Raw genomic sequence first — 11,797 nt, forward strand, 5'->3', positions numbered from 1 at the left:
ACCCACCTCGGACGACCTCAGTACGACGTGATGATGTGCCCCGGTGTCCACATGCCCGAACGCCGGACCTGTTCGACGGAGACCCGCGCGGCTTCGGCCTCCGGGTCGATCGGGATGAACTGTTCGATCGACCCCCAGTCCTTGTCCCAGTCGTGGTTCAGATAGGCGGGCAGGGTGCGGGCGGTGAACAGCAGCTGGGTCCAACCGAGCGGACCACCACCGTCGTGGGCCTGCCACATATTGGTGATGGAGGCACCGCCGCGGTCGGGCAGGATCCGGTACCGCGGCAGTTCGGCGACGCCGTAACGGGTGGGCATATGGTTCTGGCAGGGGAAGTTCAGCCCGACCAACCAATCGAGCAGCACCGGCGTCTGTGTACCGAGCAGTTCGTTGAGCGTCGTCGTCTGCGGCACCCGCGGTGGGGTGACGGCCAGCCACTGGTCGCCGCCGAGATCCTTGTCCTCGGCGACCAGACGCACCACATCGGCCTCGCCGGGCAGTTGGTCCAGCGGGACGCGCACATTGCGCCACACCGGCGCCGGGCCGATATCCAGCGGAAGGATCGTGCCCAGCGGCGCGACACTGCCGTCGGGCCCGGTGGTGCCGTATTCGACCTCGAGTCGCTGCCCCTGGCGCTCCACACCATCGGCATCCACCGAACGGATCCGGCCCGCGACCGCGATGGCGATGATGTCGCCGCGGTTGCCGTCGACCGCCTCCGGCAGCTGATACCAGCCGGTGGTCAGCGTGGCCGGAGCCTGGTCGCCGGGACTGTAGGTGCCGAGCACCGGGGTGGTGGCCGGTTCGAGTCCGAACGGCAACGGCACGCTGCTGCCGTTCACGCCGCTACCGGACGAGGTGTCCGAGGTCGAACCCGCCGACGCTTCCGCATCACGGATCTCATCGGGATCCGATGAGACCGTATTGGCTCGGCCGGTATCGGTTTCGACCTCGTCGGACACCAGCACCGGGGCGACACCGTTCGGGGTGAATCCGACCGATTCCGTACCGGCGAGGGCGGCGGCGGGATCACCGGACAGCGGAGGCAGCATCGATGCGTTCGGGTTCGGCTCCACGAGCACATCGTCGGCGAGCCCGCAGCCATCGGAGAACGTCGCGGCCAGATTCGATTTCGCCAGCGAGTACGCCGGGTACTGGGATACTGCCGCCTTGGCGAAGGAGGCCACCTCGAACACCACCATGGCGGCGGCCACGATCATCAGCACCGGTACCCGGGCGACACGTCCGGTCACCGAACCGGGCTCCGGTTCGGCGCCCGGTCGGATGTGGAACCAGGCGGCCACGGCCAGCGCGAGCACCGTCAGACCCATCAGGAACGTCGAGAAACCGAAGCCGGCGACCGAAGGCGGTTTGTCCCACCACGGGACACCCCAGGACGACACGTACCAGTAGCCGTTGGCGGCGACGAAACTCATGGCGAGGGTGAACAAGACCGCGGCCGCGAACAGCGCCCGATTGCGCACCGGGCGCATCACCTGCGCACTCACCGCCACGGCGGCGAGCGCGGCGGCGCAGGTCGCCAGCCCGGCGAACACACCGAACTGGTGATTCCACTTCGTCGGCGCGAACATCATCAGCAGCATGGCCCCGAAGGTGATGCCGATGATGCGACGCGACGGCCCGGCCGCGGTGCCGGGGATGTGCCCGCCACGGCGCAGCATGGTGACCACACAGACCAGCAGACACAACAGCATCAGGAACATGCCGAAGCGGCGCGTCAGCCAGCCGTCACCGCTGGGCTGGATCAGGTACTGGTAACGCAGATATTCGAAGAACCAGGATTCGCCGGGACCGATCCGATCGTGCACGTACAGCATCTCGGTGAACGCGGTGAAGGTCCGGTCGGCGAAGATCACCGGCAGCACCACCACACCCACCGCGAGCAATGGCAGCAGCTGCGCCAGATAGCCGACGGTCTGCGCGCGGTGCACGATCACCGCTGTCATCGCGCGCGCACCGGCGATCAGCGCGGCCACACAGATCACACCGGAGGGGGCGGCGGTCAAGGTCATCGCGGCGATGAGAATCGCCAGCGCCGCGGGCAGCAGCCGCCGGGTGGCGATGGCGCGTTCGACCGACACCCAGGTGAGGATCACCCCGGTCGCCACCACGAACTCCGCGCGCAGACCGTTGTTGTAGGGCAGCCAGAAGGCGAGGAACACCAGCGCCGCGGTCCACACCGCGATCTTGCTGCCCCGCACCGCGACGCCGAGCCGCGGCAGCACCTCACGGCTGATCACCCACCAGCACACCAGTGCCGACAACAGCACCGGCAGCCGCACCCAGGTGCTGGCGATCGACACCTGCGTCATCCAGCCGATCACATCGGTGTACGGCGTGTAGAAGGGCGCCTCGTCGACGGAGAACCAGCGGTAGTAGTTCGACATGTAGCCCGAACTCTGCGCACCGCGCGCCATACCGAGGATGTAGCCGTCGTCGGAGGTGTTGGCGCCGATGAAATGCCACACCAGCAGCGTCGCGAACACGACCCAGTCGACCGGCTTCAGCCGCCACCAGCGCGAGGGCAGGAACCGCCGCGACGAGCGGCCGTCGGTCCGGTCGAGGCGGTACAACGCCACCAGCGAGACCAGTGTGGCCAGTACGGCGAGCGCGATGACGACGAGCTTGAGCGGGGTCGGTGAGGTGGAGTACCGCGAGTCGACCTCGATATCGATGCGCATACCGTCGGGGGCGGCGCCCGCCAGATCGCTGAACACCCCGACCACCTGCGGTCGGACATCGCGTTCGACGACCGCGCCCGCCGGGCCCGCACCGGTCACCGCGATCTCGGACCGCGCCGTCGAGATGTCGATCGACAGCGCACACCCCTGGTCGCGGATATCGGCCAGCGGCGACGACCACAGCAGCGTGTTACGCGAGACCGCGTCGACGCGCCCCGGCCGCTCCGGTGTATCGGCGACGACCTTGAGGACGAACCCGTAGCGCTCCATATCCGCCGACTGCCGCGGAATGGTCGAGGCCACGACGCCACCGGAATCGGCGAGCCGCGTGATCGCGGCGCACGGGACCTCGGCGGTCAGTCCGATCGGCGCATAGGACACCAGCGGAGCCTCGATACTGCGGGCCGCGTCGTCCTGCGGCCAGCTGACCGTGGCCGCGTCCATGCGCACGGGCAGGAAGGGGACGGCGAGCGCGCAGAGCGCACCGATGAGTGCGGCGACGATGGCGACCATCCGGGCCCGGCCACCGCGATCGGGTTGCGCCGGACGGGGATCGGTCGTCTCGCCGGGCCGTTCGCCCGCCCACACCATCGTGTCAGCCACGGGGCCCGATACTAGCGTGGGCGATCCCGGGCACGGCCGGACAGCACAGTGGCCGATGCCCGACCAGGGGCACCGGCCACTGCGGTACTCGGAAGCGGTGACCCGATCAGGCCGGGCAGGCCGCCGATTGCAGGTTGGCCAGCTTCAGCATGTCGCAGGCCCACTGCTGCTGGACCTTCCACTTGCCGTCCTCGGCGACGAACGGCACCTGGACCGGGTTGGTCTGGCCGTTGATCACGAAGTTCGCGTCGGCGCTCACCGTATCGCCCAACGCGGTCACCCTCGTCACCTCGATGCTGGCGCCGGACTGCTGGTAGGCCTGGGTCAGGGTGCCCGGCAGGTTCGGATCCGCTTCGGCGCCCTGGATGCCGTCCAGCTTCTCTTCGTTCGGCACGTTCGGGTCGAGTGCGCGCTGCAACTGAACGTTCAGCTCTTCGGCGGTGGGAACCGGCGGCAGGTCGGCGGCAGGAGCGGCCGACTGGCTGGTGGTGGTCGACTTGGCCGGCTTGTCCGAATCCTTGTCGTCGCTACCACACGCGGTCATGGTCAGCGCGGCGGCGACGGCCAGGCCCGCGATGGCGATGCGTCCGGTCTTACGAAGCTTCAACTGCTCGTCCTTTGTGTGTGAGTGGGGTTGTGTCGTTGGCACGATGGCAGCCCCGCCCGACCGGCGACGCTGCACGAGGTACCAAGGCTACCCGCCGGTCCCACCGGCGAGCATCCGTCAGTCCAGACTTGCCAACGGGTCGGCCCGGGACAGATCGGGATCCTCTGCCGCGAACGTACGCGCCGGACCCGGCCCCGTCGAGCGCGTCTCGAACCGAACCGTCACCCGACCATGCCCGGCACCCTGCACCCAACCGTGCCCGAACTCCGCGTGCCGCACATCGGTCCCCGGCTGCCATGCCAGGTGTTGTTCCTCCGGTCGGAGCCCGGCCTCACGGGCTCCACCCACCGCCGCACCGGCACCACCGGCATACCCCGACCGAGCCGACGATCGGCGCGCCCCGAACTCACGCACCGCCGCGCTGGATGCTGCGGCAACCGGTTCGCCGGCTTGTCCGGCATCCGCCGCGGAAGGTTCGCCACCCGATACCGTTCCGAGGGCATCGACCTGCGCATTCTCGGATCTCCCGTGGGGTGATGGGCCGACCGGGTACACGGCACGCGCGTCGGGCACATCAGGTCTCGTATGAACCGGCGACACAGCGCCCGCACCCGGCAGGCCGGGCTGCCCGCCGACAGCACCCACCTCCGACTGATCGCGCGGCGCACCGACCGGCGACACCGCACGCTCATCGGGCGAACTCGGGCGCGAGTGCACCGGTGACGCCATCCCCATGTCGGCGGACGGCGCCCCCGGATGAGCATCGTGTCCAGCGGCCGGGATGAGTGCGGGCTCGTCGACGACGATCGGCTCGTCACGTATGGCGGGGCCGAGGTCGGGCATCCGGTCCAGTTCCGGGAACAGTGATTCCTGGCGGACGTCGGACAGGCCCGCGTAGCCGACGCCGACCAGGCGGATGGGGCCGAGTTCCTGTGGGTCGATGGCGGAGCGTTGAGCGGCGGCCGTGAGGGTGGCGAGGTCCTCGGTGGCGTAGGGCAGGGTGAACGACCGGGTGACGATGCTCATATCGGATTTCTTGAGTTTGAGGACCACGGTGCGGGCGGCGCGCCCGTCGCGGCCGAGGCGGCGGTGCGCGGATGCGGCCATCTCCTCGATCGCCAGACGCAGATGGTCGAGAGTGACGATGTCGTGTTCGAGGGTGGTTTCGGCGCTGATCTGTTTGGCCTCGGCCCGTTCGGTGACGGGCCGGTCATCGATCCCGCGCGCCAGCCGGTGCAGCGCGGCGCCGATGCTGCTACCGAGGATCGACACCGCCTCCGATTCCGGTAGCGCCGCGAACGCACCGACGGTCTCGATGCCGAGCGACCGCAGTCGACCGTCGGCGACCGGCCCGATCCCCCATAACTTGCGCACCGGCAGCGCGGCGAGCATCGCCTGCTGTTCGGCGGGCGACACCACCCGGATGCCATCGGGTTTGGCCAGCCCGGAGGCGATCTTGGCCAGCTGCTTGCCGGTGCCGGCGCCGACCGAGGCGACCAGTCCGGTGCGTTCGCGTACCAGCGCCCGGAGCTCGGCACAGAACTCGTATACCCGCGCGACGGTCGCGCCGACGAGTTCGGCGGGTTCGGCGAACGCCTCATCGAACGACAACGTCTCCAGCACCGGGATGCGGCTGCGCAGCGCGTCGAACACCCGCCCGCTCATCACCCCGTAGACGGCGCCGCGCGGCGGCACCACCACCGCCGTCACCCCGACCAGCCGCCGAGCCTGATGCATCGGCATCGCCGAACGCGCCCCGTACACCCGCGCCTCATAGCTGGCCCCGGCAACCACACCCCGTCCCCCGGTGCCGCCCACGAGCACCGGCCTGCCGCGCAGCGTCGGCCGGGTGAGCTGCTCACACGAGGCGAAGAAGGCGTCCATATCGATATGCAGTACCCACCGCCGGGAAGTGACGTCCCCGGCATCGCCCGCACCCCCGGTGAACGCCGCCGAATGCTGCACGCTCACCAACTCTTCGCCGATCGTTGGCTGAGACGCGGCCTCGACCCCCTTATCGACCATCACACCTCACCCGAACCGAACACCGACATGGGCCTCCGAGCCCAGCCGCAGACTGCCCTTTCAGCACTGAGCCATCCCGCTCCCCGCGTCGACACACACGCCGACCGTCGCACCTCACCCCGACCGGACACAGACGCGCACCCTCGCACCCGGCAACGAACGTCTTCCTCACCCGAGAGTCGTTCCGTACCCCGCGTCAGCACACGCACCAGGGGCGCACCGCCCGAACCGGGTATCGATGCGCACCCTCGCACCCGGTCACCGGGTGGCCGTCCCGGTCTCCGGCCGCGAACAACAGCACGCAGGTCCTCGGCGCCGCCGAGACCAGCGCCTGCGGCGGTCCGAGCCCGACGCGTTGTCTCACGGCCGACGCACACTGTGAGCGGCGCCGCTCGGGCAATCCGCCGCCGGTTTTCGACGCTCTCCGCCGCCGGACGCGACATTCCGCACTCGGTGATGGTCCCCGGACAGGCGCGCATGGGCGGGAATCTACGCGTGGCCACCGACAGATCTCGTCCGGTGTGTGCCGGTCACGGGTGATGCCGGTTCGTCGCTACCGGATTGCCCATCGATTTCTGGCCACGCCGGAGGCGGTGCCACCGACCGTGACCAGCGGGGATCGCGGCGGCGGGAGAGCTGAGAAACCGCTGAGCCGACACGGGGATCGGACTCGGCGCCCGGCCGGATATGTGATGATCGGTCCATGATGATCCGCAAGGCTGTGATTCCCGCCGCCGGTATCGGTTCCCGCCTGCTACCGCTGACCAAGGCGATCCCCAAGGAGATGCTGCCGGTCGGCGACAAGCCGGTGATCGAGCACACCGTGCGCGAACTGGTCGCTTCCGGGATCACCGATATCACCATCGTGGTCAGCGGCGGTAAATCGCTGATCCAGGACCACTTCCGGCCCAATCCGGCGCTGGTGGCGCAGTTGCGCGCCGACGGCAAGACCGCGTACGCCGATGCGGTCGAGGAGGTGGGCGAGCTCTCGCGGGCCGGGCACATCACCTATCTGGACCAGCACGGGCCTTATGGCAACGGCACACCCGTGCTCAATGCCGCCCGCGCGCTCGGCGATGAGCCCATGCTGGTGCTGTGGCCCGACGACGTCTTCGTCGCCGATGTGCCGCGTGCCCAGCAATTGATCACCGCCTACGAGACCACCGGATGCCCGGTGCTGGCGCTGATGCCGATGGATCCGAACGAATCGCAGCGCTACGGCGTGCCGATGGTGCACGAGGATCTCGACAACGGCCTGTTGCGGATCTCCGGGCTGATGGAGAAGCCGAAGCCGGAGGACGCACCCTCGGCGTACGCGGCGATCGGTGGGTACGTGGTGACCCCGGGCATCATCGAGGAGCTGCGTCAGCAGACCGAACGCTGGTACACCCACCGCACCGGCGAGGTGTACCTCACCGATGCCATCAATGCCTTCGCCACCGCGCACGCCGTCTACGGGCAGGTCATCCAGGGCCGCTGGTACGACACCGGCAATCCGGCCGACTACCTGGTGGCCCAGTTCGCTTCGGCGCTGGCCCATCCGGATTACGGCCCGCGGCTGCGCCAGCTGATCGACTGATTCAGAAGCGCCGGATGGAGTAGATCTCGAACTGGCTCAACGGGGCGAGTCCGACCGGGACGCCGCGCCCGTAGGCGTTGAAGATCTGGCCGAATCCGGCGTAGATGCCGACGTGGGAGGCATCGGCGTTGAGGATCACCACATCGCCGGGCGAGAGCGCGTACCGCGGGACCGACGCACCCACCTCGGCCTGTTCCCAGGTGGTGCGCGGCAGTCGCACGCCGACCTGCCCGTACGCCCATTGCACCAGGGCCGAGCAGTCCCAGGAATGCGGGCCTTCGCTGCCCCATTCGTAGGGTTTGCCGGTCTGGGTGACGGCCGCCGCCAGTGCGCCGAGCCCGGCCGCGCTCGGCAGCGGCAATGCGGCCGAACCGCTGGAACTGCCGGAGCCGGAACCGGATCCCGAGCCCGACGACGAGCCGGAGCCGCCGCTTCCCGAGGCGCTACCGGTATCGGCCACGGCGGGCGCGGCCAGGGTGGATGCCGTGAGGACGGCGAAGCAGAAGCCGGTGATGATCCGGCGGAGCGGGGTTCTCGTCACGTGCTCGCCCTTCGGTCGGCCCGGCCGACGAGCCGCCCACCGGGACGCGTATCAGGTAGAACAATCCGTACCGATAGTCACTGCGGCACCAGCAGGATCATGTGCCCCAGCAGCAACAGCCCGATTGTGCCGCGCCGGAAATGCACACACCACGGGTTCAGCAACTATTCAGTGTGTGATTTACATCACTCACACCGCCTGTGAGTGCGGACCGAACGCAGCCCCCAGAAGATCACGCACACCACCGGGCGGCCTGCACCATCAGATCGCCGACCGCATCCGAACACGGCAGCACCGATCCGCGATGCGCACGGCATCGACGACTCCGAGACCACGACCAGCACAGATGACAGCCCTGACCGGTGCACGACCCGGTGTGAGCGAGGAGCCGGTCTCCTCGCCCACACCGGGCAGCGTCACACCTTCGCGACCGCGGCGCGGACCCCGCCGACCAATTCGGCCGCAGCGGCACCCGCCGCACCGAACGTCAGCTCGGTAGCCAGGATTTCGCCTGCGATCAGCTCCCGATGGGTCGCGGCCCACTCCTGCCGATCCGCTGGCACCTCCAGCACCACCGTGATCCGGTCGGAGACGTCGAGACCGAGCGATTTACGCGTCTCCTGGAGATCGCGGATCAGATCGCGAGCCCAACCCTCGGCCTCCAGTTCCTCGGTGACCACCGAGTTCAGCACGACCAGGCCCGCATTGCCCGGCAGCGCCGCGGTGGACTCCGGTTCGGCCGCCACCAGACGCTGCGTGTACTCCTCGGGCAGCAGGTCGATCCCGGCCGCGCTCACCACACCGTCGGCGGTCTCCGACCATTCACCGGCCTTGACCGCCCTGATCACCGTCTGCACGTCCTTGCCGAGGCGCGGACCGGCGGCGCGGGCGTTGACGACCAGCTCGAACCGGCCGTGCGCGGCGACGTCGGTGGTCAGATCCACCTTCTTGACGTTCACCTCGTCGGCGATGATGTCGGCGTAGGGCGCCAGCCGCTCGGCGTCACCGGCGGCGATGGTCACCTCCGCCAGCGGCAGCCGCACCCGCAGGTTCTGCGCCTTGCGCAGGCTCAGCACCGTCGAACACACCGTGCGTGCCTCATCCATCGCCGCCACCAGCTCGGGATCGTGCGGCAGCTCACCGGCGGTGGGCCAATCGGTCAGATGTACCGAACGGCCACCGGTCAGACCACGCCAGATCACCTCGGTCACCAGTGGCAGCAGCGGCGCCGCCAACCTGCTGGTCACCTCGAGCACCGTATGCAGGGTGTCGACGGCGTCGCGGTCTTCTTCCCAGAATCGCGACCGCGACCGGCGCACATACCAGTTGGTGAGCGCGTCGGCGAAGGTGCGCAGCTCATCGCAGGCGCCGGCGATGTCGTAGACCTCGAGCGCCTCGGTGACCACATCCCTGGTCGCGGCGAGCTTGGCCAGGATGTAGCGGTCGAGCACATGCGGCGAATCCGTGCGCCACTCACCCGGCTTCGAGGCGTACAGCTGCAAGAACGTCCACGCGTTCCACAGCGGCCGCAGCGCATGGCTCACACCCTCGCGAATACCACGCTCGGTGACGATGAGGTTGCCGCCGCGCAGGATCGGCGAACTCATCAGGAACCAGCGCATCGCATCGGAGCCGTCGCGGTCGAACACCTCCTTCACGTCCGGGTAGTTGCCCTTGGACTTGCTCATCTTCAGCCCGTCGTCGCCAAGCACGATGCCGTGCGCGGCAACGGTTTTGAAGGCCGGACTGTCGAACAGCGCGGTGGACAGCACATGCAGCGTGTAGAACCAGCCGCGGGTCTGGCCGTTGTACTCGACGATGAAATCGCCGGGGAAGTGGCTGTCGAACCAGTCTTTGTTCTCGAACGGGTAGTGCACCTGCGCATAGGGCATCGAGCCCGATTCGAACCAGCAGTCGAGCACCTCCGGCACCCGGCGCATGGTGGATGCGCCGGTCGGATCGTCCGGGTTCGGGCGGGTGAGCTCATCGATCATCGGCCGGTGCAGATCGGTCGGGCGCACGCCGAAATCGCGTTCGAGTTCGTCGAGCGATCCGTAGACGTCCACGCGCGGATACGCCGGATCGTCGGACACCCACACCGGGATCGGGCTGCCCCAGTACCGGTTCCGGCTGATGTTCCAGTCGCGCGCACCTTCGAGCCATTTGCCGAACTGGCCGTCACGGATGTGCTCGGGCACCCAGGTGATCTGCTTGTTCAGCTCGACCATCCGGTCACGGAACCGGGTGACAGCCACGAACCAGGACGGCACCGCCATGTAGATCAGCGGCTGACCGGAACGCCAGCTGTGCGGATAGGAGTGCTCGATGGTCTCGTGCCGCAGCAGCTTTCCGGACGCCTTGAGGTCTTTGATGATCACCGGGTTGGCGTCGAAGACCATCAGGCCCTCGTACGGCGGCACCATCGAGGTGAACTTGCCACCCGGATCCAGCGGCTGCACGATCTGGATGCCGTTGGCCGTGGCGACGTCCATGTCCTCCTCACCGAAGGCGGGTGCCAGATGCACCACACCGGTGCCCGAGTCGGTGGTGACGTAATCGGCCGAGAGCACCCGGTGCGCGTTCGGGTGACCGAGGAAGAAATCGAACGGCGGCGCATAGGACAGCCCCACCAGAGCGGCGCCGTCGTACTCGGCGAGCACCTCCGGCTCCGCACCGAACTCACGGGTGTAGTGCGAAACCCGTTCGGCGGCGAGCAGATAGCGCTTGCCATCGGCCACCCGCAGGTGCACGTACCGCACATCGGGGTGCACCGCGATCGCCAGGTTCGACGGCAGCGTCCACGGCGTGGTGGTCCAGATCAGGGCGTTGGCGCCGTCCAACTCGTGCAGCGGATGCTCGGCGGGTACCCGCAACACCATGTCCACGGTGACCGCCGGGTCCTGACGCATCTTGTAGGCGTCGTCGAGGCGGGTCTCCTGGTTCGACAGCGGGGTCTGCTCGTACCAGCTGTAGGGCAGCACCCGGAAACCCTGGTAGATCAAACCCTTGTCGTAGAGCGACTTGAACGCCCACATGACCGACTCCATGAAGTCGAGATCGAGGGTCTTGTAGTCGTTGTCGAAGTCGACCCAGCGCGCCTGACGGGTGACATAGTCGCGCCATTCCCCGGTATACCGAAGTACCGATGTTTTACAGGCCGCATTGAATTCCGCGAGCCCCATCGCGTCGATCTGTGATTTGTCCGTGATACCGAGCTGCTTTTCCGCCTCGATTTCCGCGGGAAGTCCATGACAGTCCCAACCGAATCGCCGATCGACCCGCTTACCGCGCATCGTCTGGAAACGCGGGATCAGATCCTTCACATATCCGGTGAGCAAATGACCGTAATGTGGCAGACCGTTGGCAAACGGCGGACCGTCGTAGAAGACGAACTCGTCGTCGGCGGTGGGAGCATCGCCCGCCTGCGTGCGGTTGTCGATGCTGGCGCGGAAGGTGTCGTCGGCGGCCCAGGCGTCGAGCACGGCGCGTTCCAGGTCGGGGAACGACGCACCCGGCCCGGCGCCGAGGTCGACGCGCGGATATGCGCTGCTACTGGATGTTTCGTCCGCCATCGCGGTGCGTCTCCTCGTGCCCGTGCGCCGTAGCGCAATCTCCTCGGCACGGGGACGACTCCGGCGCCCGATGCGCCGCAACCGCGGTACCACCCCGCTTGTCCTGGCGTCCCTACCGGCGCCGGACCTCTCGTAATGAGCTGTAACGGGCTCTCCCGTTCGGTTCTA

At 68.2% G+C, this 11,797-nt stretch carries 5 protein-coding genes and 2 pseudogenes; 1 reads left to right on the plus strand and 6 read right to left on the minus strand.

Annotation, left to right across the window (positions count from 1 at the left end; genetic code table 11):
* Positions 1-17: 17 nt before the first annotated feature.
* From QH168_RS15270 to QH168_RS27585, 4 genes and pseudogenes are all read right to left on the minus strand, one after another.
* Entirely contained in the window at positions 18-3,293 is a 3,276-nt protein-coding gene (locus QH168_RS15270; protein WP_280235332.1) for an arabinosyltransferase domain-containing protein, read from the minus strand.
* A 118-nt stretch (positions 3,294-3,411) separates the two neighbouring features.
* Positions 3,412-3,912 (minus strand): hypothetical protein, encoded by a 501-nt coding sequence (locus tag QH168_RS15275; protein WP_280235314.1) that lies wholly within the window; start codon positions 3,910-3,912, stop codon positions 3,412-3,414.
* 117 nt (positions 3,913-4,029) lie between these two features.
* Positions 4,030-4,203: pseudogene (locus QH168_RS27580) on the minus strand (DUF3553 domain-containing protein); the annotation flags it as partial.
* 552 nt (positions 4,204-4,755) lie between these two features.
* Positions 4,756-5,796, minus strand: a pseudogene (locus QH168_RS27585) (DNA polymerase IV); the annotation flags it as partial.
* A gap of 844 nt (positions 5,797-6,640) precedes the next feature.
* Here QH168_RS27585 and QH168_RS15285 point away from each other — a divergent pair.
* A complete protein-coding gene (locus tag QH168_RS15285; RefSeq protein ID WP_280235316.1) occupies positions 6,641-7,516 on the plus strand; it encodes a UTP--glucose-1-phosphate uridylyltransferase in 876 nt (291 codons plus the stop codon).
* Position 7,517: 1 nt separating this feature from the next.
* On the opposite strand, the gene QH168_RS15290 is transcribed toward QH168_RS15285, so the two are convergent.
* Both QH168_RS15290 and ileS read right to left on the minus strand, forming a co-directional pair.
* Positions 7,518-8,057, minus strand: coding sequence for a C40 family peptidase (locus tag QH168_RS15290; protein WP_432421101.1), 540 nt, complete (start codon positions 8,055-8,057; stop codon positions 7,518-7,520).
* Between the two features lie 416 nt (positions 8,058-8,473).
* Complete coding sequence (gene ileS / locus QH168_RS15295; RefSeq protein WP_280235317.1) at positions 8,474-11,629, minus strand: isoleucine--tRNA ligase; 3,156 nt, start codon at positions 11,627-11,629, stop codon at positions 8,474-8,476.
* Positions 11,630-11,797: the final 168 nt, after the last annotated feature.

This window comes from Nocardia cyriacigeorgica, assembly GCF_029868385.1.
GTDB classification, from domain to species: domain Bacteria; phylum Actinomycetota; class Actinomycetes; order Mycobacteriales; family Mycobacteriaceae; genus Nocardia; species Nocardia cyriacigeorgica_F.

Bases quoted from the DNA above. Each gene is read 5' to 3' on its own strand.
- ileS (WP_280235317.1), bottom strand. From the start codon at position 11,629: ATGGCGGACGAAACATCCAGTAGCAGCGCATATCCGCGCGTCGACCTC.
- QH168_RS15270 (WP_280235332.1), bottom strand. From the start codon at position 3,293: ATGGTGTGGGCGGGCGAACGGCCCGGCGAGACGACCGATCCCCGTCCG.
- QH168_RS15285 (WP_280235316.1), top strand. From the start codon at position 6,641: ATGATGATCCGCAAGGCTGTGATTCCCGCCGCCGGTATCGGTTCCCGC.